Source organism: Kitasatospora sp. NPDC058048, assembly GCF_042885555.1.
GTDB lineage: Bacteria > Actinomycetota > Actinomycetes > Streptomycetales > Streptomycetaceae > Kitasatospora > Kitasatospora lactacystinica.
Genome location: NZ_JBHVRT010000047.1, coordinates 25,513 through 48,953, shown reverse-complemented (window position 1 = coordinate 48,953; position 23,441 = coordinate 25,513). Strand labels below are relative to the sequence as shown.

At 72.8% G+C, this 23,441-nt stretch carries 19 protein-coding genes; 4 read left to right on the top strand and 15 right to left on the bottom strand.

Annotated features, from left to right (window positions below; genetic code table 11):
• Window positions 1–56: 56 nt before the first annotated feature.
• The 15 genes from ACFVVA_RS35425 to rsmH form a co-directional block, all read right to left on the bottom strand.
• Window positions 57–338, bottom strand: coding sequence for a YggT family protein (locus ACFVVA_RS35425; RefSeq protein WP_030060143.1), 282 nt, complete (start codon window positions 336–338; stop codon window positions 57–59).
• A gap of 98 nt (window positions 339–436) precedes the next feature.
• Entirely contained in the window at window positions 437–1,054 is a 618-nt protein-coding gene (locus tag ACFVVA_RS35420; protein ID WP_224276937.1) for a cell division protein SepF, read from the bottom strand.
• Between the two features lie 292 nt (window positions 1,055–1,346).
• The gene (locus tag ACFVVA_RS35415) at window positions 1,347–2,135 is read right to left on the bottom strand and encodes a YggS family pyridoxal phosphate-dependent enzyme (protein WP_387694826.1); all 789 of its coding nucleotides are present in this window, start codon (window positions 2,133–2,135) and stop codon (window positions 1,347–1,349) included.
• Window positions 2,135–2,866, bottom strand: a complete 732-nt coding sequence (gene pgeF, locus ACFVVA_RS35410; protein ID WP_380551098.1) for a peptidoglycan editing factor PgeF — start codon at window positions 2,864–2,866, stop codon at window positions 2,135–2,137. The genes ACFVVA_RS35415 and pgeF overlap by 1 nt, the downstream gene beginning before the upstream one ends.
• Window positions 2,863–4,095, bottom strand: a complete 1,233-nt coding sequence (gene ftsZ / locus ACFVVA_RS35405; protein WP_387694825.1) for a cell division protein FtsZ — start codon at window positions 4,093–4,095, stop codon at window positions 2,863–2,865. The genes pgeF and ftsZ overlap by 4 nt, the downstream gene beginning before the upstream one ends.
• 364 nt (window positions 4,096–4,459) lie before the next feature.
• A complete protein-coding gene (locus ACFVVA_RS35400) occupies window positions 4,460–5,236 on the bottom strand; it encodes a cell division protein FtsQ/DivIB (RefSeq protein WP_387694824.1) in 777 nt (258 codons plus the stop codon).
• Window positions 5,229–6,335, bottom strand: a complete 1,107-nt coding sequence (gene murG / locus ACFVVA_RS35395) for an undecaprenyldiphospho-muramoylpentapeptide beta-N-acetylglucosaminyltransferase (RefSeq protein ID WP_359912813.1) — start codon at window positions 6,333–6,335, stop codon at window positions 5,229–5,231. Before murG ends, ACFVVA_RS35400 begins: the two co-directional genes overlap by 8 nt.
• 6 nt (window positions 6,336–6,341) lie before the next feature.
• Window positions 6,342–7,682, bottom strand: coding sequence for a putative lipid II flippase FtsW (gene ftsW, locus ACFVVA_RS35390; protein WP_387694823.1), 1,341 nt, complete (start codon window positions 7,680–7,682; stop codon window positions 6,342–6,344).
• A 75-nt stretch (window positions 7,683–7,757) separates the two neighbouring features.
• Window positions 7,758–9,206 carry a UDP-N-acetylmuramoyl-L-alanine--D-glutamate ligase gene (murD, locus tag ACFVVA_RS35385; protein ID WP_387694822.1) on the bottom strand — a complete coding sequence of 483 codons (1,449 nt, stop codon included), beginning with the start codon at window positions 9,204–9,206 and terminating at the stop codon, window positions 7,758–7,760.
• On the bottom strand, window positions 9,203–10,264 hold the full coding sequence (gene mraY / locus ACFVVA_RS35380) for a phospho-N-acetylmuramoyl-pentapeptide-transferase (protein ID WP_359827635.1): 1,062 nt from the start codon (window positions 10,262–10,264) through the stop codon (window positions 9,203–9,205). The genes murD and mraY overlap by 4 nt, the downstream gene beginning before the upstream one ends.
• A complete protein-coding gene (gene murF, locus ACFVVA_RS35375) occupies window positions 10,264–11,667 on the bottom strand; it encodes a UDP-N-acetylmuramoyl-tripeptide--D-alanyl-D-alanine ligase (protein ID WP_387694821.1) in 1,404 nt (467 codons plus the stop codon). Before murF ends, mraY begins: the two co-directional genes overlap by 1 nt.
• Complete coding sequence (locus tag ACFVVA_RS35370) at window positions 11,664–13,316, bottom strand: UDP-N-acetylmuramoyl-L-alanyl-D-glutamate--2,6-diaminopimelate ligase (RefSeq protein WP_387694820.1); 1,653 nt, start codon at window positions 13,314–13,316, stop codon at window positions 11,664–11,666. Before ACFVVA_RS35370 ends, murF begins: the two co-directional genes overlap by 4 nt.
• A 7-nt stretch (window positions 13,317–13,323) precedes the next feature.
• On the bottom strand, window positions 13,324–15,534 hold the full coding sequence (locus ACFVVA_RS35365; protein ID WP_387694819.1) for a penicillin-binding transpeptidase domain-containing protein: 2,211 nt from the start codon (window positions 15,532–15,534) through the stop codon (window positions 13,324–13,326).
• 73 nt (window positions 15,535–15,607) lie between these two features.
• Window positions 15,608–16,144 (bottom strand): cell division protein FtsL, encoded by a 537-nt coding sequence (locus ACFVVA_RS35360; protein WP_387694818.1) that lies wholly within the window; start codon window positions 16,142–16,144, stop codon window positions 15,608–15,610.
• A gap of 132 nt (window positions 16,145–16,276) precedes the next feature.
• Complete coding sequence (gene rsmH, locus ACFVVA_RS35355; RefSeq protein WP_387694817.1) at window positions 16,277–17,251, bottom strand: 16S rRNA (cytosine(1402)-N(4))-methyltransferase RsmH; 975 nt, start codon at window positions 17,249–17,251, stop codon at window positions 16,277–16,279.
• A gap of 537 nt (window positions 17,252–17,788) precedes the next feature.
• Between rsmH and ACFVVA_RS35350 the strand changes: the two genes are divergently transcribed.
• From ACFVVA_RS35350 to ACFVVA_RS35335, 4 genes are all read left to right on the top strand, one after another.
• Window positions 17,789–18,331 carry a beta-class carbonic anhydrase gene (locus ACFVVA_RS35350; protein WP_387694816.1) on the top strand — a complete coding sequence of 181 codons (543 nt, stop codon included), beginning with the start codon at window positions 17,789–17,791 and terminating at the stop codon, window positions 18,329–18,331.
• Between the two features lie 289 nt (window positions 18,332–18,620).
• Window positions 18,621–19,670, top strand: coding sequence for an AAA family ATPase (locus ACFVVA_RS35345; RefSeq protein ID WP_380357231.1), 1,050 nt, complete (start codon window positions 18,621–18,623; stop codon window positions 19,668–19,670).
• Window position 19,671: 1 nt separating this feature from the next.
• Entirely contained in the window at window positions 19,672–20,994 is a 1,323-nt protein-coding gene (locus ACFVVA_RS35340; RefSeq protein WP_387694815.1) for a DUF58 domain-containing protein, read from the top strand.
• The gene (locus tag ACFVVA_RS35335; protein WP_387694814.1) at window positions 20,991–23,417 is read left to right on the top strand and encodes a DUF3488 and DUF4129 domain-containing transglutaminase family protein; all 2,427 of its coding nucleotides are present in this window, start codon (window positions 20,991–20,993) and stop codon (window positions 23,415–23,417) included. The genes ACFVVA_RS35340 and ACFVVA_RS35335 overlap by 4 nt, the downstream gene beginning before the upstream one ends.
• The last annotated feature ends 24 nt before the right edge of the window (window positions 23,418–23,441 follow it).

The following is a 23,441-nucleotide window of genomic DNA, read 5'->3' as shown; positions in this document are numbered from 1 at the left end:
TTCACCTCAACGTGATCGTCGGCACACCGGCATCCTGTCGCATCGCTCACCTACGACTAGGGGTGCACAAGCGAGATCAGGACATACACAATGATCATCAGTACGAAGAAGGACAGGTCGAGCGCCACGCCCCCGAAACGCAACGGCGGAATGAGCCGCCGAAGAAGCTTGAGCGGCGGATCCGTGACAGTGTACGTGGCCTCCAGGACCAGGACCATGGCCTTGCCGGGCCGCCACGAACGCGCGAACTGGAAGACCCAGTCCATGACCAGCCGTACGAGCAGGAACACCAGGAAGACGGTCAGGGCGTAGTAGAGCACCGCCCACACGATGTCCATCGCGTATCCCTCTCCCCGGTCCCGATCCCTCGGGCCTGCCGCTCGTCACCTGTCGCCAACCACTGTTGATCAGATCCACACGTAAAGTCGTGGCCGGGTCAGCTCTGGTTGAAGAACCCACCCTCGGCGATCCGAGCCTTGTCCTCCGCCGTGACATCGACGTTAGCAGGCGACAGCAGGAACACCTTCTGTGTCACGCGCTCGATACTGCCGTGCAGACCGAAGACGAGTCCAGCCGCGAAGTCTACGAGGCGCTTCGCGTCGGTGTCGTCCATCTCGGTCAGATTCATGATCACGGGGGTCCCGCCACGGAACTGTTCCCCGATGGTACGGGCCTCGTTGTAGGTCCGGGGGTGCAGCGTGGTGATGCGGTAGGGCTCTCGTTCGTTCACGACCTTGGGCATGATCACCGGCGCGCTCTTCTCCAGGTTGTGGCGACGTTCGGGTGTGATGGACGACACGGGGGCCATCCTCGGAGTCTCCTGGCGGATCGGCACCGCCGCGGGCACCGGCTGCGGGGTGATCGAGGAGACCGGGGCGGGCGCGGCGGCCGCGGGAGCCGGGGCCGGCCGGGGGATGTCCTCGGTCCGCTGGCCCGTCCGGATCGGTTCGGGGTCCGCGTCGTAGTCGTCGTCGGGGTCGTACCCCTGGCCGTCGTACGTCTCGTCCTCCACGAGGCCGAGGTAGACCGCCATCTTGCGCATTGCGCCGGCCATGCTCCTGTCTCCTCCGCTCATAGCCACCTCGCTCGCGCTCGGTGGCGGCTTCGCGATGCGCGCACCTTCTGATGGTCGCTTCGCTCGTTCCGTACGGACCGGCTCCGGCCCGGGCCGTACGGCCCCGCCTGCGGATTCCGCGGTCCCTCCACGACGGCGTGTCAGCCCGACGGCCGGTCAGATGCGTGGAGTGGGGGCCGCGGAGCTGCGATCCACGGTTCGCTAGCGCTCCGAAGAGCTGCTAGATTCTGTCCTATTTTGTCCTGCTGTCTGATCTACTTACCCGGTGACGTTACCTGAGGGGTGACCTCACTCCGAGTACCGCCGTTCCGACGCGCACATGTGTCGCTCCGGCGGCAATCGCCTGCTCAAGGTCACCGCTCATCCCTGCGGAGACCATGGTGGCAGCCGGATGGGCCGCCCGTACGGCGGTTGCGATTTCCGCCAGCCGATCGAAGGCCCGGGCCGGGTCTCCGGCCAGCGGGCCGGCCAGCGGAGCGACGGTCATCACACCGTCCAGCCGCAGCCCGGGCGTGTCGGCGATCGCGTCGGCCAGTTGCGCGACGTCCTCCGGCGCGACCCCCGCCCGGTGCTCACCCTCCCCGTGCGCCTTGTCCAGCGCCACCTGCACCAGGCAGCCCAGCTCCGGGCGCTCCGCCTTGAGCACCGCCGCGGAGAGCGACTCGACCAGCCGGAGCCGGTCCACCGAGTGCACGTGGTTCGCGTAGCGGACGACCGAGCGGACCTTGTTGGTCTGCAGCTGGCCGACGAAGTGCCAGTCAAGAGGAAGGTTTCTGCACTGCTCCGCCTTGGGAGCGGCGTCCTGGTCCCGGTTCTCCGCGACGTCCGTCACCCCGAGACCGGCCAGCAGCGCGGTGTCCTCGGCGGGGTAGGTCTTGGTGACGACGACCAGGGTGACCTCCTCCCGGGCGCGCCCGGCGGCCGCGCACGCGTCCGCGATCCGGCGCTCGACCACGTCGAGGTTGGTGCCGAGTTCCTCGTACCGGGCCCGCTGGCCCTCCGTCAGCGCCGCGGTGAACTCCGGGCTTCCCGGGAACGGTCCGTAGATGTCGTTCGTCATCAGTGATCAGAGCCCAACCAGACGTAGCTCGCGAGCCGGCCGGTGCGCTGCTCGCGGCGATAGGAGTAGTGATCGGCGGATTCAAGGGTGCAGACCGGTGATCTCACCAGCTCCTTGACCCCCACCGCGGCCAGCTGGGCCGCGACTCCCTCCGGCACGTCCAGCGCCGGAGTCCCCCAGGAGGTCTCGGCGAAGGCCTCCGGCACCACCGCGGCGACCTCGGCGCGCAGCTGCGCCGGCACCTCGTAGCAGCGGCCGCAGACCGCGGGCCCGGTGGCGGCGGTGATCCGCGAGGGCTCCGCGCCCAGTTCGACCATCGCCCGGACGGCCGCGGGCACCACCCCGGCCGCCAGCCCGGGCCGGCCCGCGTGGGCCGCGCCCACCACGCCCGCCACCGGATCGGCCAGCAACACCGGAGTGCAGTCGGCCGTCAGCACCGCCAGTGCGAGCGGCCGGTCGGAGACCACCGCGTCCACCGTCGGGGCCTGACCGGGCGGCTGGCGCCCGGTCACCACGGCGACCTCGGCGCCGTGCACCTGGTTCATCCACACCACGTCGGCCGGGTCGAGACCCAGCTGCCGGGCGGCCAGCGCCCGGTTCTCCCGCACGGCCTCCGGGTCGTCCCCCACCGCGCCGCCGAGGTTGAGCTCCCCGTACGGCGAAGTGCTCACCCCGCCCCACCGGGAGGTGAAGGCGAAGTGAGCACCCGCGCGGATCGAGTGATCGATCACTTAAGGAAGTCCGGGACGTCGAGCTCCTCTGCCGGGCTCTCCACGTACGGCTGCCGGGCCGGCTGCACCTGCGGCGGCACCGGGGCGGCGGTCGTGGTGGCCGAGGTCTCGGCGGTCCGGCTCGACGACGCGGTCGAGGACTCGCCCTCCGACCGGGACGTCACCGAGCCGATGCTCCCGTAGGACGGGCGGCCGGCCGGACGCTCCGGGGCGGCCGGCGGGGTGGCCGGGCGCTCCGGGGCGGTGGACTTGACCACCGGGTCGCGGACGATCGCCGGCGGCTGCCCGCCGTCGAAGCCGGCCGCGATGACGGTGACCCGGACCTCGTCGCCGAGCGCGTCGTCGATGACCGCACCGAAGATGATGTTCGCCTCGGGGTGGGCGGCCTCGCTGACCAGCTGGGCCGACTCGTTGATCTCGAACAGGCCGAGGTCGGAGCCGCCCGAGATGGACAGCAGCACGCCGCGGGCGCCGTCGATCGAGGCCTCCAGCAGCGGCGAGGAGATCGCCATCACGGCGGCGGCCTTGGCGCGGTCCTCACCGCGGGCCGAGCCGATGCCCATGAGCGCCGAACCGGCCTCCGACATCACGGACTTGACGTCGGCGAAGTCGAGGTTGATCAGACCCGGGGTGGTGATCAGGTCGGTGATGCCCTGGACGCCGGAGAGCAGGACCTGGTCGGCCGAGCGGAAAGCGTCGAGCACGCTGACCTGGCGGTCCGAAATGGACAGCAGTCGGTCGTTGGGGATCACGATGAGGGTGTCGACCTCTTCGCGCAGGGAGGCGATTCCGTCCTCGGCCTGGTTGGCCCGGCGCCGTCCCTCGAAGGTGAACGGACGGGTGACCACGCCGATGGTCAGGGCGCCCAGGGAGCGCGCGATGTTGGCGACGACGGGCGCGCCGCCCGTGCCCGTGCCACCGCCCTCACCGGCGGTCACGAAGACCATGTCGGCCCCCTTGAGGACCTCCTCGATCTCCTCGCGGTGGTCCTCGGCGGCCTTCCGGCCGACCTCGGGGTTGGCGCCGGCGCCGAGGCCCCGGGTGAGTTCACGGCCCACATCGAGCTTGACGTCGGCGTCGCTCATCAGGAGGGCCTGCGCATCGGTGTTGATCGCGATGAACTCGACGCCCTTGAGACCGACCTCGATCATCCGGTTGATGGCGTTGACACCACCGCCGCCGATTCCGACGACCTTGATGACTGCGAGGTAGTTCTGCGGTGCTGCCACGTCGAAGGCCTCTCGCCTCGAATTTCCGGGTCGGCCCGACCCGGGGCGGGGCCGTACCGACGGATGTCGATGGGTAGGGAGCCTGGTTTCTGACTGAATGTCCGAAATGCCGACCGCCGACCCCAACCCTAAACTTGACCTTTAGGGTTAGTTCTGTGCCTCCGTCACATCACCAGGAAACACAGTCTGGTGACACAGGACACTAGGTGGCTCCGGGCACGCGTTTCAACGAACACGCCGAGCTTCCCTTTTTCTTTTGAGCCTATGTGATCATCGGCCGGCATAGGAAACCGGGGGTGACCACCAAGAGTCGGGCCGACACTTCAAGGCGTCAACCCCTCCCTCAGGCAGAGAACCTACCGGATCATCCCGACACCGCCGGCGCCTCCGGCGCCGTCACGTCGAAGTTCGTGCCCTTCTGCTTCATCAGTGCGACCAGCACCCTGGCCTTCCGGTCGATCTGCTCCGGACTCCCCCAGCGCACCGTCGCACCCCCGCTGAGCTGCAACTCGATGTCGTCGTAGGAGTGCACCAGCACCGAGCCGGCCCGCTTGGCGACCTCCGGCGGCAGCCCGGCGGCCACCGCCACCGCGCCCTGCACCAATTGCGGACGGGAGATCACCCCGTCCACGTCGTTCGCCTGCTGACTGAGTCGCAGCTCGACCACCGGAACGCCCTCCGGCGGAGCCGGTTCGGTGGCGAAGCTCACGCCCCCGGCATCCACCTGGGTGAACTGGCCGTCATCCCCCTTGACGGCGGCCACCGCCTTGCGCTGGACGACCTTCACCCGCAGGGTGTGCGGCCAGCCCCGCCACACCTCGGCCTCGGCCACCCGGGGGATCCCCTCCACCCGGTGCCGGACGTCGTCCAGGTCCACGCGCGCCAGCGGGCCGTCACCGAGCCCGCCGACCGCCGCGCGGACCTGGTCCGCCGTCAACTTGTCGTCGCTCATGCCCTGGACCGCGACGCTGCGCACGTCCAGGACCGAGGAGAGGAACACCAGCCAGGCCAGCACGCCGAGCACCGTGGCGCCGAGCACGCCCAGCACCACGATGCCCCGCCGGGAGAGCCGGAGGCGGGGAGCGGACTCCTCCACCTCCAACTCCTCCTCCAACGGGTCGGCGAGCCGGCCGTCAGCCACGGCGGCGGCCGCCGCGGTGGGCCTGGATCGCCTCGTAGACCATGCCGACCAGCAGGTCGTCGGCGTCCCGGCGGCCGAACTCGGCGGCCGACCGGCTCATGTCCCACAGCCGCTGCGGGTCGGTGAGCACCGGCAGCACGTTCTGGAGCACCCAGTCCGGAGTCAGCTCGGCGTCGTCCACCAGCAGGCCGCCGCCGGCCTTGACCATCGGCTGGGCGTTCAGCCGCTGCTCGCCGTTGCCGATCGGCAGCGGGACGAAGGCGGCGGGCAGGCCGACGGCCGCCAGCTCGGCCACCGTCATGGCGCCGGCCCGGCAGAGCATCATGTCGGCGGCCGCGTAGGCCAGGTCCATCCGGTCCAGGTACGGCACCGGGCGGTACGGCGGCATCCCGGGGACGTCCGCCACCTGCGGCAGCTCGTTCTTCGGGCCGACCGCGTGCAGGATCTGCACGCCGTACTGCTGGAGCCGCGGGGCGATCGCGGTGATCGTCTCGTTGAGCCGGCGCGCGCCCTGGGAGCCGCCGGAGACCAGCAGGGTGGGCAGCCGCTGGTCGAGGCCGAAGTAGTGGCGGGCCTCGGGGCGGGCCGCGGCGCGGTCCAGGGTGGCGATGGTCCGGCGCAGCGGGATGCCGATGTACCGGGAGTCGCGCAGCTTGCTGTCCGGCGTGGAGACCGCCACGAAGTCGCTGTAGCGGGCGCCGATCTTGTTAGCCAGGCCCGGGCGGGCGTTCGCCTCGTGCACCACGATCGGCACGCCGGCCCGCTTGGCGGCCAGGTAGGCGGGCATCGCGACGTAGCCGCCGAAGCCGACCACGGCGTCCGCGTTGACCCGCTCGATGATCTCCTGGGCGGCCCGGACGGTGCCGCGCAGCCGGCCGGGGACGGTGATCAGCTCCGGGGTGGGCTTGCGGGGCAGCGGCACGGCCGGGATGAGCTCCAGCTGGTAGCCGCGCTCGGGGACCAGCCGGGTCTCCAGTCCGCGCTCGGTGCCCAGGGCGGTGATCCCGACGGACGGGTCGTGCCTGCGGAGGGCATCCGCGAGGGCCATGGCCGGCTCGATGTGACCGGCGGTCCCCCCGCCGGCGAGTACGACATGCACCGAAATTCACCGCTCCCTGCGTGCCGGCCCCGGGGCCGGGCGCGCTGTGGTTCGTCGTCGTGGCAGCACCCGGGCCAGTTGTCTCCTGATCCGGGAGTTCTTGCTCCGGGCGGCCAGGGCCGCCTTCGCGCCCGAGGTGCTGCGCGCCAGGCACAGCAGCACTCCGATCGCGGACATGGCCGACAGCATGGCGGAACCGCCGTAGGAGAACAGCGGGAGCGGGACGCCCGCGATGGGCAGCAGTCCCAGCGCCGACCCCAGGTTGATCATGGCCTGCGCCATGATCCAGGTGGTGGCGGCTCCCGCGGCGTACCTGACGAAGGGGTCCTTCGTACCGATGGCCACACGGATACCCGCGTAGCCTAGTGCCGAGAAGAGACCGAGGACCGACAGCGTCCCCACCAGACCGAGTTCCTCGCCGGTCGCGGCGAAGATGAAGTCGGTGTGCGCCTCGGGCAGCTGGCCCCATTTCTCCACGCCGGCGCCGAGGCCGGTGCCGAAGCCGCCGCCGTTGGCGAACGCGAAGACGCCGTGCAGGGCCTGGAAGCAGGCGCCCTCCGGGTCGAGCTTGGTGACGCCGATGCAGCTCAGCCGCTCCGCCCGGTGCGGCACGGTGACCACCAGGGCGGTGCAGACCACCACCGCCACCCCGAGGGTGGCCACGAACAGCCGCAGCGGCGCGCCGACCATCCAGAGCAGCGCGAACACCATGGCCACCAGGATCATCGAGGTGCCCATGTCGCCGCCGAACATGATCAGCGCGAGCAGCAGCAGGGCCCCCGGCACCAGTGGCACCAGCAGGTGCTTCCACGAGTTGAGGGTGCCGGCCTTCTGCTTGCGGGCGAGCAGGTCGGCGCCCCAGAGCACCAGCGCGAGCTTGGCGAACTCCGAGGGCTGGAACTGGAAGAAGCCGAAGTCCAGCCAGTTCTGGTTGCCGTTGATCCGCACCCCGATGCCGGGGATGGCCACCAGTGTGAGGGCGCCGATCACAGCGATCATCACCGGATAGGTGATCACCCGCAGCACCGCCACCGGGACGGAGGCGAAGCCGATCAGCAGGACCAGGCCGAGGATGGCCGCGATCAACTGCTTGAGGAAGTAGTACTGCGCCGTGTGGTGCTGGTTCAGGGCGAGGATCTGCGAGGCCGAGAAGACCATCATCAGACCGAGCACGACCAGCAGCAGGGTGCTGCCGACGACCAGCAGGTACGGGGTGAGCGGCCGGTCCAGCCAGTACCGGACCCGGGCCCGGAAGGCCTGGACGCGGGCCAGTGGACCGGCCGACTTGTACTTGGTCGTGGTGGCGGAGATCACTCTCATCGGCTCGGCGGCGTCCCGCTTCTCCACGCCGGAATCCGCTCTGCCCTGCCCCGCCACCGCTCCCCGCTCACTGTTCTCCGTCCGACGCCCGCGCCGGACCACCTACTCGCCCGCCAGCTCCCGGACGGCCGCCGCGAAGAGGTCGCCGCGCTCGCCGTAGTTGGTGAACATGTCCATCGAGGCGCAGGCCGGTGCCAGCAGCACCGTGTCACCCGATCGGGCGAGCGACGCGGCCGTTCGAACGACCTCGGCCATCGCCACCGCGCCAGTCTGGCCCTCGGCCGCCTCGATCACCGGCACATCCGGAGCGTGTCGCTCCAGCGCCTCCCGGATCAGCGCCCGGTCCTCGCCGATCAGCACCACCCCGCGCAGCCGCTCGGCCGCGCCCTGCACCAGGTCGTCGAAGGTCGCGCCCTTGGCCAGTCCCCCGGCGATCCAGACGATCGGCCGGTAGGCGGCGAGCGAGGCGGCCGCCGCGTGGGTGTTGGTGGCCTTGGAGTCGTCGATGTACGCGACCTCGCGGACCACGCCGACCTCGGCGATCCGGTGGGCGTCCGGGCGGAAGGCCCGCAGGCCCTCCCGGACGGCCTTCGGGTCGACGCCGTACGACCGGGCCAGCGCCGCCGCGGCGAGCGCGTTGGCGATGTTGTGCGGGGCCGGCGGGTTGACGTCCTCGACGGCGCCCAGCTCGGCCGCGTTCTTGGCCCGGTCCTCGACGAAGGCCCGGTCCACCAGCAGCCCGTCCACCACGCCGAAGTTCGACGGACCGGGCGCGCCGAGGCCGAAGCCGATCGCCCGGCAGCCCTCCTCGACGTCGGCCTCGCGGACCAGCGCCTCGGTGGCCGGGTCGGCCAGGTTGTACACGCAGGCGACGACGTTGCCCTCGTAGATCCGGCCCTTGTCGGCGGCGTACGCCTCCATCGAGCCGTGCCAGTCGAGGTGGTCGGGTGCCAGGTTGAGCACCGCCGCCGAGTACGGGCGCAGCGAGGGCGCCCAGTGCAGCTGGTAGCTGGAGAGCTCGACGGCGAGCACGTCGTACGGCTCCTCGGCGAGCACCGCGTCCAGCACCGAGACCCCGACGTTGCCGACCGCGGCGGTGCGCCGGCCGGCGGCGGTGAGGATCGAGGCGAGCATCTGGACGGTGGTGGTCTTGCCGTTGGTGCCGGTGACGGCCAGCCAGGGGGCGGGCTCGCCGGTGCCGGGCAGCGGCCTGCGCAGCCGCCAGGCCAGCTCGACGTCGCCCCAGACCGGCACCCCGGCCGCCTCGGCGGCGACGAACAGCGGGCTGTCCGGCGCCCAGCCGGGCGAGGTGACGATCAGTTCGGTGCCCTCGGGCAGGCTCGCGCCGTCGCCGAGCCGCACGGTGACGCCCAGCGCCTCCAGCTCGGCGGCCCGGGCGGCCAGGCCGGGCCCGCTGCCGCCGTCCACCACGGTGACCCGGGCGCCGAGGCCGTGCAGGACGCGCGCGGCGCTGATGCCGGAGACGCCGAGCCCCGCGACGGCGACCGGCAGGCCGCCGAAGTCCGGGTTGGTCAGGTCGGGGTCGGTCATCCGGTCACCCATCCCGCGTAGAACAGTCCGAGGCCGACGGCGACGCACAGGCCCTGGATGATCCAGAACCGGACCACGATCAGGACCTCGGTCCAGCCCTTGAGTTCGAAGTGGTGCTGCAGTGGCGCCATCTTGAAGACGCGCTTGCCGGTCATCCGGAAGGAGCCGACCTGGATGATCACCGAGAGGGTGATGATCACGTAGAGGCCGCCGAGCAGGGCGAGCAGCAGCTCGGTGCGGGAGCAGATCGCCAGACCGGCCAGGGCGCCGCCGAGGGCGAGCGAGCCGGTGTCACCCATGAAGATCTTGGCGGGCGAGGTGTTCCACCACAGGAAGCCGAAGCAGGAGCCCATCAGGGCGGAGGCCACGACGGCGAGGTCCAGGGGGTCGCGGATGTCGTAGCAGTTGGCGGTCGCGGTGATGGCGTAGGCGCAGCTCTGGGTGTGCTCCCAGATGCCGATGAAGGTGTAGGCGCCGAAGACCATCACCGAGGCACCGGTGGCGAGGCCGTCCAGACCGTCCGTCAGGTTCACGCCGTTCGACATCGCGGCGATCATGAAGTACGCGAAGATGACGAACAGGACGGGGCCGATCGCCCACTTGAAGTCCCGGACGAAGGACAGGCTCTGGGACGCCGGGTTGAGCCCGCGGTCGTCCGGGAACTGCATCGCCAGGACGGCGAACCCGAGGCCGACGATCGACTGGCCGGCCAGCTTCGCCTTGGCCCGCAGGCCCAGCGAGCGGCGCTTGACCACCTTGATGTAGTCGTCCAGGAAGCCGACCAGGCCGAGCCCCGCGGTCAGGAAGAGCACCAGCAGCCCGGAGGCCGTCGGGCTCTCGCCCGTTATCGCCTTCGTGGCGAAGTACGCGATCAGGGTCGCCAGGATGAAGGCGATGCCGCCCATGGTGGGCGTGCCCTTCTTGCTGTGGTGCGCCTTGGGGCCGTCGTCACGGATGTACTGGCCGTAGCCGTGCTTCGCGAGCACCTTGATCAGGGCCGGGGTGCCGAGCAGCGACAGGATGAGACCGATCATCCCGGAGAAAAGGATCTGCTTCATTATTCGGCCACACCGTCCGCCAGGAGGGCCTCGGCCACCTTCTCCAGCCCCACCGAACGGGAAGCCTTCACCAGGACCACATCCCCCGGCCGCAGCTGACTGCGCAGCAGCTCGACCGCCGCGTCCGCGTCGGACACCAGCACCGACTCCTCACCCCACGAACCTTCGTTCCTCGCGCCGAGTTCCATGCAGGCCGCCTCGCGTCCGCCGACCGCCACCAGCTTGGTGACGTCGAGCCGGACCGCGAGCCGCCCGATGGCGTCGTGCTCGGCCAGGCTCTCCTCGCCGAGCTCCCGCATCTCGCCGAGCACCGCCCAGGTGCGGCGGCGCTCCGGGCCCCGGCCGCCCATCGAGACGAGCGCCCGCAGCGCGGCCCGCATCGAGTCGGGGTTCGCGTTGTAGGCGTCGTTCACGACGGTGACACCGTCGGCCCGGTCGACGACCTCCATGCGCCAGCGGGACAGCGCACCCGCTTCGCCCAGGGCTGCCGCGGTGTCGTCGACGGACATCCCGAGCTCCACCGCCACCGCAGCGGCGGCGAGGGCGTTCGAGACGTGGTGCTCACCGTACAGGCGCAGCTGCACGGTCGCGGAACCGGCCGGGGTGGTGAGCGTGAAGGATGGCCGCCCGGTGGCGTCCAGGCGAACGTCGGTGGCCCGTACGTGGGCGTCCGGTGATTCCCCGAACAGGACCACCTTCGCCCTGGTGCGGGAGGCCATCGCGCGCACCAGCCGGTCGTCCGCGTTGAGGATCGCGGCGCCGTCGGCGGGCAGCGACTCCACCAGTTCGCCCTTGGCCTCGGCGATCGCCTCCTGGGAGCCGAACTCGCCGACGTGGGCGGTGCCGACGTTGAGGACCAGGCCGATCCGGGGCGGGGTGATCGAGGTGAGGTACTCGATGTCGCCCTTGTGCCGGGCGCCCATCTCCATCACCAGGTGCCGGGTGCCGGCCTCGACCCGCAGCGCGGTCATCGGGTGGCCGATCTCGTTGTTGAGCGAGCCGGGCGGGTAGACCGTCGCGCCGTGGCGCTGGAGCAGCTGGGCGATCAGGTCCTTGGTGCTGGTCTTGCCGGCCGAGCCGGTCAGCGCGACCACGGCGGTGCCCTCGGCGCGGGCGACCACGGCGCGCGCCAGCCTGCCGAGCGCCTCCACCACACTGTCGACCAGGACGGCGGGCACGCCGACCGGGCGGGAGGCCAGCACCGCGACGGCGCCGTCCCCGACCGCCTTGGCCGCGTAGTCGTGGCCGTCCACGTGCTCGCCGACGAAGGCCGCGAACAGGCCGCCGGGGACCACCTTCCGCGAGTCGACCTCGACCGGGCCGGTGACCAGGGCGTCCGGGTCGGCGCCGTCCAGCGTGCCTCCGACGGCGGCGGCCACCTCGGCGAGGGTCAGTGCGATCACTGCTGCTCTACTCCTCGGTCGCCCCGTACGGCCGCGGCCCGCGCGACGGACTCGCGCAGCACCTCCCGGTCGTCGAAGGGGCGGATCTCGTCTCGTACGTACTGGCCGAGCTCGTGGCCCTTGCCGGCCACCAGCACGGTGTCCCCCGCCTGGGCGCGGGCGACGGCGAGTGCGATCGCCTCGGCCCGGTCGGGGACGACCAGGACGGCCCCGCGCTCGGCCTCGGGCACCGCGGCGGCGCCGTTCAGCATGGTGGCGAGGATCGCCAACGGGTCCTCGCTGCGCGGGTTGTCGCTGGTCAGCAGGGCGGTGTCGGCCAGGCGGGCGGCGATGGCGCCCATCGGGCCGCGCTTGTGCGGATCGCGGTCGCCGCCGCAGCCGACCACGACGTGCAGCCGGCCCTCGGTGACCTGGCGCAGCGAGGCGAGGACGGCCTGGAGGGCGTCCGGCTTGTGGGCGTAGTCGACGACGGCGACGAACGGCTGTCCGGCGTCCACCCGCTCCAGCCGGCCGGGCACGCCGGGGACGGCGGCGACGCCGGCCACGGCCCGCTCCAGCGGCAGCCCGGCGGCGACCAGCACGGTGATCGCGGCGAGCGCGTTGGCGACGTTGAACGGACCGGGCAGCGGGACGGAGGCGTCGGCCTCGGCGCCGTCCGGGCCCAGCACCCTGAAGGTGGAGCCGACCGGCCCGAGTCGGACGTCCACGGCCCGCCAGTCGGCCCCGGCGGCGCCGGTGGCGGAGAAGGTGGTCACCGGGATCTCGGCCTCGGCGGCGAGCCGGCGGCCGTACTCGTCGTCCAGGTTGACCACGCCCCGGCGGGACTTGCCGGGCTGGAAGAGCCGGGCCTTCGCCTGGAAGTAGTCCTCCATGTCCGGGTGGAAGTCGAGGTGTTCGGGGGTCAGGTTGTTGAACAGCGCGACGTCGTACGCGACGCCGTCGGTGCGGCCGAAGACCAGGGCGTGGCTGGAGACCTCCATGGTCACCGCGTCGGCGCCGCGCTCGGCCATCACGCCGAGGATCGCGTGCAGGTCGGTGGCCTCGGGGGTGGTGCGCTCGCTCTTGATCCGCTCCTCGCCGACCCGCATCTCGACGGTGCCGATCACTCCCGGGCTGCGCCCGGCGCCGCGCAGGCCGCCCTCGACCAGGTAGGAGGTGGTGGTCTTGCCGTTGGTGCCGGTCAGCCCGAGCATCAGCAGCCGCCGGGAGGGGCGGCCGTAGACGATCGCGGCCAGCTCGCCCATGACGGCCCGCGGCCGGTCGACGACCAGCAGCGGCAGGCCGGTGGCGGCCGCCTGCTCGACGCCGGCCGGGTCGGTGAGCACCGCCACCGCGCCGGACTCCGCGGCCTTGGCCGCGAAGGCCGCGCCGTGGTGGTTGGCGCCCGGGAAGGCCACGTACACGTCGCCCGGGCGGACCGCGCGGGAGTCGTGGGTGACACCGCTGACGGCGCCGCCCTCGACGGGCGGCAGGCCCAGTTCGGCGGCCAGCTCGGCGAGCGGCAGGGCGGTGGTCCCGGTCGGGCGGGGCGGACTCACGGTGGTTTGATCGGGTTTCGGCACGGCGGGAAGGCTATCCGCCGAAGGGTGTCCAGGGCCAAACCGGCCCTTCGCCGCGCCGTGCTCCGGCCCGGCCGGTTCGTTGCTCATCGCTCGTTCACGGCTTCCAGTCGACGGTGAGGTTGGGCGCCTGGCTGCCGCTCGGCGGGACCTGCATGGTCTTCAGGGTGAACTCCATCACCTGCTTGAACACCGGGCCGCACAGCTGGCCGCCGAAGTGGCCGTTGACCGGGCCCTGGAGGGTGCAGGAGACGGTGTACCGGGGGGCGTCGGCGGGGGCGAAGCCGATGAAGGAGGCGGTGTAGCCGTCGTAGCCGACGCCGTTGGCGGCGCCCCGGTTGGCGGTGCCGGTCTTGCCCGCGACCCGGTAGCCGGAGATGGCGGCCTTGCCGCCGGTGCCCTGCTCGTCGTCGACGACCGACTCCAGCATCGAGGTGAGGGTCTTGGCCGTCTCCGGGCTGACCACCCGGGTCTGCTCCCCCGGCGCGCTCGGCGTGTACTTGCCGTTCGGGTCGGTGACGCCCTGGACGATGCTGGGCGCGACCCGCACCCCACCGTTGGCGATGGTGGAGTAGACCGAGGTGGCCTGCAGCGCGTTCATCTGCAGCGGGCCCTGGCCGAAGGAGATGTTGTACTTCTCCGAGGCGACCAGGTCCTCCGGCTTCTTGAGCATCCCGGGGGTCTCCCCGGGGAAGCCCAGGCCGGTCGGCCGGGCCACGCCGAACTTGCGCATGTAGCCGTCCAGCACCTGGTTGGCCTTCAGCTGGTCGCCGTCGCCGAGGGTCTCGACCGCCTCGATGGTGCCGATGTTGGACGACTTGGCGAGCACCCCGGCCAGGGTCAGGTACCAGGGGTCGTGGTCGATGTCGTCCTTGAACTGCTGCCCGGCCCGGACCAGCCGGTTGGGCACGGTGACCTTGGTGTCCCAGGTGGCCTTGCCGGAGTCCAGCACGGCGGCCAGGCTCATCAGCTTGGCGGTGCTGCCCGGCTCGTACGCGTCGGCCAGGGCGGGGTTGCCCAGCTGCGCCTGCTTGGACAGGCTCAGGTCGTTCGGGTTGAAGCCGGGCGCGGTGGCCATCGCGAGGACCTGACCGGTCTTCACGTCCTGGACCACCACGTAGCCCTTCTCCGCGCCGGAGTTGGCCACCTGGTCGGTGATCGCCCGCTGAGCGGCCCACTGGATGTCCCGGTTGATGGTCAGCTTCACGTCGTCGCCCGGCACGGCCGGCTCCATCGAGCCCCCCGCGGTGGGCACCAGGCGCCCGCCCGACTGGGCGTAGCTGCTGTGGCCGTCCTTGCCGGCCAGCAGCTTCTGGTACTGGAGCTCCAGGCCGCCGGCGCCCTCGCCCTCGGCGTTGACGAAGCCGACCAGGTTGGCCGCCAGCCCGTCCGCGGGGTAGATCCGCTTCTGGGTCTCCCGGTTGAACACTCCGGCCAGCGGGTTGGCGCACTCGTTGTCCACCCGGGTGCGTCCGCCCTGGTCGGCGGGCTTGCCGAGCAGCCTCTTCTGGGCCTGGCAGGCCCGCGAGCCGGCCTGCTTCTCCAGGCCCGACTTGAGGTCGCTGATCTGCTTCTTGGCGGCCGGGGTCCGCTGGGCCGCGAGCCGCTTGTAACGGCTCTTCGGGGTGTGCAGGTCGGCGGCGATCTTCTCCTTGGGCACGCCGAGGATCGGCGACAGCAACGCGGCCGCCTGCTCCGGCGCGTCCGGGATGCCGGTCGCCTCCGGGGTGAACATCGCCGGGTCGGCGGTGATGTCGTACGCGTCGACGGTGGCCGCCAGCGAGACCCCGTCGGAGGACGTTATCGAGCCGCGTTCGGCGGTGATCGGGATGTTCAGGTAGCGGTTGGTGTTGGCGTCGGCGGCCAGCGCGTCGGCGTCCACCAGCTGGAGCTGCACCAGGCGGCCCGCGAAGACGGAGAACACCAGCGACAGCACCACGCTGATCACCCGCAGCCGGCGCTTCGGCTCGGCCAGCTTGAGCGCCTTGGGGCGCAGCGCCGGACGGCTCCGCGGGCGCACCGCCGCCTGGCTGCGGGCCGGCGGGCGTCCCTCGGGGCCGCGCTGCTGCGGCGCCCGCGGGGTGCGGCCGACGGAGGCCGACCTGGCGGGCTGGGCCTTGGCCGACTGGCTGCGGGCGGGCTGACCCTTCGCCGGCTGGCTCCTGGCCGGCTGGCCCTTCGCGGGCTGACCCTTGACCGGCTGGCCGCGGCCGGAGCCGGACTGCGCGCGCGGCGCACCGCCGCGGGGCACCGGACGGCGGCCGTTGCCGCCGCCGGACCCACTGGTGGGCTGACGTGGAGTGCTCATGCGACCACCTCGCTGCGCTCGGCGGACGCTTCGCACCATTCGTACCTGTTGACGGTTCGCCCGTTCCGCCCGCTCACCGGCCGGTACCCCCGCTCGGCTTCGCGCCCGCGGCGGGCGGGACCGGGTTGAGCTGGATCACCGAGTCACCGGCGGACGCCGCCGGGGTCGGCGCGGGCGGCGGGGCGGCGGGCGACGGGGCACCGCCCGGCTGCGGCGCGGCCGGCGACGGCCCGGCGACGGGCTGGGCGGCACTCGGCTGGGCTCTGGTCGGCCACGGCTCGGCCGTGGACCGCTTGACCGGCGGGCTGTCCTGCGCCGGGCCCGGGGTACCGATCACCTTGCCGCCGTTCGGGACGTCCAGGAAGGCCATGCCGCCGGCCGGGACCATGCCGAGCTCGGCCGCGCGCCGCGACAGCGCGTCCGGGGCCGAGCTCTGGTCGATCTCGTGCTGGAGGCCCTGCTGCTCGTCGGTCGCCGTCGTGGTCTGCTTCTGCAGCCGGGACAGCTCGAAGGAGCCCTCGTTGAGTGCGGTGTTCAGCGTGAGCAGGCCGAGCAGCCCGGCCGCCAGCAGCACCACGATGAGCACCGCGAACGGCGTGCGCCGCCGCACCGGGCGCCTGCCCGGCCGGACCGTGATCCGTGCCCTGCCCTGTCTCGGGAGTCCTCCCCGCCCCGCCCGGACCTCACCGGCCACCGGCCCCACCGCTCTCCTCCGCCCTTCGGACCCGCCGGGACCGGTTCGTCAGCCCCGCTTGCTACGGTTCCTGATCCTCTCCGCCACCCGCAGCCGCACGGGCGCGGCACGCCGGTTCTCCTCGATCTCCTCCTCGGTGGCCAGCTCGGCACCGCGAGTGATCAGTTTGAGCCAGGGCTGGTGCTCCTCCGGGATGAACGGCAGGCCCGGCGGAGCGGTGCTGGTCGCACCGGCGGCGAAGCACTGCTTGACCAGGCGGTCCTCCAGCGACTGGTAGGACATCACCGCGATCCGGCCGCCCACCGCGAGGACGTCCAGCGCGCCCGGGATCGCCCGGTCCAGGACCTCCAGCTCGCCGTTGACCTCGATCCGCAGCGCCTGGAACGTCCGCTTGGCCGGGTTCCCGCCGGTCCGACGGGTCGCCGCCGGGATGGCGTTGCGCACCAAATCGACCAGACGCGCGCTGTTGGTGAACGGTTCCTTCTCCCGCTCCCGCAGGATCACCGAGGCGATCTTCCCGGCGAACCGCTCCTCGCCGTACACCTTGAGGATCCGGGCCAGGTCGCCGTGGCTGTAGGTGTTCAGCACCTCCGCCGCGCTGATCCCCCGGGTCTGGTCCATCCGCATGTCCAGCGGCGCGTCCTGCGCGTACGCGAAGCCGCGCTCGGCCTCGTCCAGCTGCATCGAGGAGACGCCGAGGTCGAACAGGACGCCGTCCACCTCGTCGATGCCCAGGCGCTCCAGCACCTCGGGGATCTCGTCGTAGACGGCGTGCACCAGGGTGGCCCGGTCGCCGAACGGGGCCAGCCGCTCGCCGGACAGCTTCAGCGCCACCGGGTCGCGGTCCACCGCGACCAGCCGCACCTGCGGGAACTGGGTCAGCAGCGCCTCGCTGTGCCCGCCGAGGCCGAGGGTGGCGTCGACCACGACGGCACCGGGGCGCGAGATCGCCGGGGCCAGGGCGTCCATGCACCGCTGGAGCATCACCGGAACGTGCTTGGGGCCCGGTTCGTTGGTGGTCATGCGCGGTGGCGCCCTTCCTCGGTGCGGAGCAGCCCGACGTCCGGGAGCTGCGACCATTCTCGCCCACCGTGCCCCGGCACGACGAAGCGGCCCGTGGTCCCCGCCCGCTCAAGGGGAAGGTCGTGACCGCCCGGCACCGGGGAAGGTGCGCCAGGTGGACACGGAGCGGGAGGAGGCCACGGACCGCGTCGACCGGGCCGCACCGGCCGGGAAGGCCCGGTTGACGGGCCCCGGCGGGTGTGCTCCACTGCGCCGCAAACTCTATCGCGCGGGCCTTGCCAGTCAATGGTCCGCTCCGGCGCACCACCCGGGCGGCGGTACAGATCACCGCAGGTCGCGGGCGTGCGGGTGGACCGGTGGCGGCACGGATCGGGGGCCTTCGACGGCCGGCGCGCGCCCCCTCCCCGCCCCGCGTGCGGGTCACCCCGCACCAGCCCGGACGAACCCTCCGGTTGTGGCGATGCACCCGATCGCGGCGCCCGGTTCTGTAGCTCCCCGCCCCACCGCGCGCTCCCGATCCGCACTAACGTCGCCACCATGACAGTGACACCAGACCGGCCCTCGCCGAACGCCGCTGCCGCCCCTGCCAGACCCACCGTCATCGACCGCTTCGTCACGGCCAACCGCACCTACGCCGTGACCTTCCAGGACGGCGGGATGGACGCCCGCCCGGTGCAGAAGATCGCCGTGGTCGCCTGCATGGACGCCCGCCTCGACCTGTTCGCGGCGCTCGGCCTCGAACTCGGCGACGCGCACGTCATCCGCAACGCCGGAGGCGTCGTCACCGACGACACCATCCGCTCCCTGACCATCAGCCAGCGCGCCCTCGGCACCCGCTCGATCGCGCTGATCCACCACACCGGCTGCGGCCTGCTCGGGCTCACCGAGGACTTCCGCCGCGAGCTGGAGCTGGAGGTCGGCCAGCGCCCGCAGTGGGCGGTGGAGGCCTTCGTCGACCTGGACGGCGACGTCCGCCAGTCCATGCAGCGCGTCCGCACCTCTCCCTTCCTGCTGCACACCGACGACGTCCGCGGCTTCGTCTTCGACGTCCACACCGGCCTGCTGCGCGAGATCGGCTGAGTACTCCGTCCGCTCGTCCCCGGGCCCGCCGCAGCCGCCCGGAGACGAGCGGACCGGCCACCCGCGGTCCAGGCATTCGGGAACCGCCGAATGGTGACTTCTGGCCATCCCGCGGGGGAGAATGCGCCTGCCGGTCGGACCCCGAACCACCTGGGGCGGCCAGGCCGCAGGCCGCCTTTCCCGGCGCCGGATCCTTGTTCGGAACCGCCCCCGGGACGGCCGCGTCAAGCATGGGGTGGGGCCCGGCCTCGGGACGGGGCGGGCACAGGGTGCCAGGGAGCGTAAACGGGTGACGAGCTACAACGATCAGGCCGGACTCGGCAGTCCTGCGGGGGGCGAGCAGCAGAGGGCGAACGGGTACCAGCCGGTCGGGCTCCCCGAGCTCGCCGCGGTCGTCGACCGCGTCCGCGCCAACGTCGAGAGCGTGATCGAGGGCAAGCCGGAGGCCGTCCGGATCGCCCTGACCGTCCTGCTCGCCGAGGGCCACCTGCTGCTGGAGGACGTGCCCGGCGTCGGCAAGACCATGCTGGCCAAGGCGCTCGCCCGCTCGCTCGACTGCACCGTGCGCCGCATCCAGTTCACGCCCGACCTGCTGCCCTCGGACGTCACCGGCACCAACATCTACGACCAGCAGCGGCACGACTTCGAGTTCCGCCCGGGCGCGATCTTCGCCCAGGTCGTGGTCGGCGACGAGATCAACCGCGCCTCGCCCAAGACCCAGTCCGCGCTGCTGGAGTCCATGGAGGAACGCCAGGTCACCATCGACGGCACCAGCTACGAGCTGCCCTCGCCGTTCATGGTCGTGGCCACCCAGAACCCGGTCGAGATGGAGGGCACGTACCCGCTGCCGGAGGCCCAGCGCGACCGCTTCATGGCCCGGATCTCGATCGGCTACCCCAGCCCCGAGGCCGAGCTCGCGATGCTGGACGTGCACGCCGGCGCCAGCCCGCTGGAGGACCTCCAGCCGGTCGCGCACGCCTCCGACATCCTCAAGCTGATCGACCTGGTCCGCGGCGTGCACATCGCCGACCCGGTCCGCCGCTACGCCGTCGACCTGGTCGGCGCCACCCGCACCAGCCCGGAGCTGCGCCTGGGCGCCTCCCCGCGCGCCACCCTGCACCTGGTCCGGGCCGCCCGCGCCGCCGCCGCGCTGGACGGGCGCGACTACGTCACCCCGGACGACATCCAGCGCCTCGCCGTCCCGGTCCTGGCACACCGTCTGATGCCGACCGCCGAGACCCAGCTCAGCCGCCGCACCTCCGAGCAGATCGTGACCGACCTGGTCGCCCGGCTGCCGCTGCCGCGCCCGCAGGGCGGCCCGGCCGTCCGGAGGGGCTGAGGTGACCCAGTCCGACTCCGCTTCGGGACTGCGGGCCGGGTTCCGCGGTCTCACCACCCGGGGGCGGTCCTTCCTCGCCGCCGGGGTCACCGCGGTGGTCTGTTCCTACCTGCTCGACCAGAACGCCCTGCTGCGCGTCGGCGTCCTGCTCGCCGCCCTGCCGCTGGTCGCCGTGGTGGTGGTCGCCAACACCCGCTACCGGGTGGCCAGCGGACGCCGGCTCAGCCCGCGCCGGGCCGTCGCCGGCCAGGAGGCCCGGGTCCACCTGCGGGTCGACAACGTCTCCCGGGTGCCCACCGGCGTGCTGCTGCTGGAGGACAAGGTCCCGTACGTGCTCGGGCCGCGCCCGCGCTTCGTGCTGGACCGGGTCGAGCCGCGCGGCAACCGCGAAGTCTCCTACCGGGTCCGCTCCGACCTGCGCGGCCGCTACCCGCTCGGGCCGCTCCAGCTGCGGCTGTCCGACCCGTTCGGGATGTGCGAGGTGACCCGCGCCTTCACCGCCTCCGACGTCCTCACCGTCGTCCCCCAGGTCCAGGCGCTGCCGTCGGTACGGCTCAGCGGCGAGTGGATCGGCCAGGGCGAGAGCCACAGCCGCACCCTGGCGCTGGCCGGCGACGACGACGTGATCCTGCGCGAGTACCGGCCCGGCGACGACCTGCGCCGGGTGCACTGGCGCTCCACCGCCCGGTACGGCGAGCTGATGGTGCGCCGCGAGGAGCAGCCCCGGCAGGCCCGGGCCACCGTCGTGCTGGACACCCGGGAGATCGCCCACCGGGGCAGCGGCCCCGCCTCCTCCTTCGAGTGGGCGGTCGGCTGCGCCGCCTCGGTCTGCGCGCACCTGCTGGAGCGCGGCTACCAGACCCGGCTGCTCACCGACACCGGGCTGTCCGTGCCCGCGCCCGGCGCGGGCGGCGGCCACGGCAGCGCCGCCACCTCCGGGCTGATCCTGGACGCCCTCGCCGTCGCCGACCTGTCCGACGGCGGCACCCTCTCCCGCGCCGAGGATCCGCTGCGTGCCGGCGGCGAGGGCCTGCTGGTCGCCGTCCTCGGCGACCTGGACGACGCCCAGGCCACCCGGCTGGGCCGGCTGCGCAGCCGCGCCGGCGGGGCGATCGCCCTCCTGCTGGACACCGGCACCTGGGCCGGCCTGCGGATGCTCGCCCCGGACACCGGCGGCGACGACTTCCGCGCCCGGGTCCGGCAACTGCGCGAGTCCGGGTGGACGGTGATCCCGGTGCGGGCCGGGGACTCCGTACCGGACCTGTGGCGGGCCGCCGACGGCAGCAGGACGACCGCCCCCTACCGAGAAGAGGCCGGCGCGTGACCACCCGGGCCAAACTGACCGCGTACTCGGCGCTGGCCACCGCCCTCGCCTCGCTGTGCATGATGCCGCTGCTCACCACCCGCAGCTGGTTCACCCACGCCGTCCTGGTGATCGCCGTGATCTCCGCGGTCGGCGCGGGCCTGCGCCGCTCCCCGCTGTACCGCTGGACGGTGCCGGTCGGGCAGCTGCTGGTCCTGCTCCTCCTGCTGCTGCTCGGCTTCGCGGGCGCCGGCGGGGTACTGCCCGGGCCGGCCACGATACGGGTCCTGGACCAGGTCCTCAGCTCCGGCCTGGACGACATACAGCAGTACGCCATCCCGGCTCCGCCCACCGCCGGACTGCGGCTGATCCTGGTCTCGGCGATCGGCCTGATCGCCGTCGCGGTGGACACCGTCGCGGTGACCTACCGGCGCTCGGCGCTGGCCGGGCTGCCGCTGCTGGCCCTGTACTCGGTCGGCAACGGCCTGGCCGGGGAGCACGGCAGCTGGGTCTGGTTCGCCGTCGCCGCGGCCGGCTACCTGCTGCTGCTGTTCGCCGAGGGCCAGGACCGGGTCTCCCGCTGGGGCCGGGTCTTCTACGGCGGGGCGCGCGGCTCGGTGGAGTCCGGCCGGGTCAGCCCGGGCGGCCGGCAGGTCGGCGTGCTGGCCCTGGCGGTGGCGCTGCTGCTGCCGGTGATCCTGCCGCAGTGGAGCTCCGGACTGCTGAACTCCGGCTCCGGCGGGTCGAAGGGCAAGGGCGCCGGCGGGAGCCTGACCAGCCTCGACCCGATGGTCAGCCTGGAGGCCGCGGTCACCAGGCCGACCGACGCGGAGCTGCTCACCTACACCCTGGACAGCTCGCTGGCCGATCAGACCTATCTGCGGACCGGCTCGCTCGACCAGTTCGACGGCACCAACTGGAAGCTCGCCAGCCCCACGGTCACCGACCTCCCGGCGACGCTGCCCACCCCCGAGGGCCTGCGCGACGCCCAGCTCCCCCGGATCGACGTCGACCTCAAGATCGGCGACCGGCTGGAGGGCAGCTGGCTGCCGATGCCCTACCCGGCCGTCTCCGTCCAGGTCCCCAAGCCCGGCGACTGGAAGCTCGACCCGCTGACCCGCACCGTCCTGCCGGCCAACGACAAGGCGATCCGCAACCTGAGCTACCACGTCAGCGCCCTGGACCTGCGGCCCACCGCCAACGACCTGCGCCTCGCGGCCACCGCGCCGCAGGACATCAGGGAGCACTACACCGCCGTCCCGGCCGACCTGCCGCCCGTGGTCGCCGAGAAGGCCAGGGCCGTCACCGCCGGCGCCCGGAACGACTACGACCGGGCGACGGCGCTGGTCAACTGGTTCACCGGGCCGGACTTCACGTACGACACCGCGGTCAACGGCGGCACCGGCAGCGACGCCATCGCCGTCTTCCTGCGCGACCGCCGCGGCTTCTGCGTGCACTTCGCCTCCACCATGGCGGCGATGGCCCGGGTACTGAAGATCCCGGCCCGGGTGGCCGTCGGCTTCACCCCCGGCGACAACAAGGGCGGCGGCCTCTACTCGGTGACCGGCCGGATGTACCACGCCTGGCCCGAGCTGTACTTCTCGGGCTACGGCTGGCTGCGCTTCGAGCCGACCCCGAGCCGCGGCGTCCCGGCCCGCTACACCGAGGCGTCCAACGCCCCGACCAGCGCGCCGACCCAGCAGGTGACCGCCGCCCCGCAGAGCGCCTCGGCCGCCCCCGCGCCGACCTCCAGCTCGGACTGCACCCCCAAGCAGCGCCAGCTGGGCGAGTGCGACACCAAGGGCAAGGCCGTCGCCACGGCCGCCGAGGAGTCCTGGCTGCTCTCCCCGCAGGTGCTCGGCACCCTGGCCGCGGTGCTCGTGCTGATCGCACTGCTGCTCGCCCCGATGCTCTGGCGCGCCGCCGTGCGCCGCCGCCGACTGGGCGGCGGGGGCCGGCGCGGGCCTGGCGGGAGCGGGCCGGCGGAGCTGACCGACGCCCAGGTGCTGGCCGCCTGGGACGAGCTGATCGACTCCGCCTGGGACCTCGGAATTCCCCCGGACGAGTCACGCACCCCGCGTTCGGCGGCCCGCCGGATCACCGAGAAGGCGCAGCTGGACGCGGACTCCTCGGCCGCCACCGGCCGGCTGGCGCTGGCCACCGAGCGGGTGCTCTACGCCCCGCCCGGGCGGCCCACCACGGAGCCGCTGGCCGCCGACGTCCGCACCGTCCGGCGCGGGCTGCGGGCGAGCGCCGGCCGGGCCGGGCGGACCAGGGCGCTGCTGCTGCCGCCGTCCTCGGCCCAGCTGTGGTGGCGGATCTCCGACGCGGTGCGGGCGGCCCGGGCGGCGGCCGGCACCCGGGTCGGCCGGGCGGTCGAGGCGGTCCGCGCGCCGGTGCGGCGGGTCTTCACCCGGCGCAAGCGGTCCACGCCGCAATCGTGACGCCGGAGTCCTGACCCGGACACG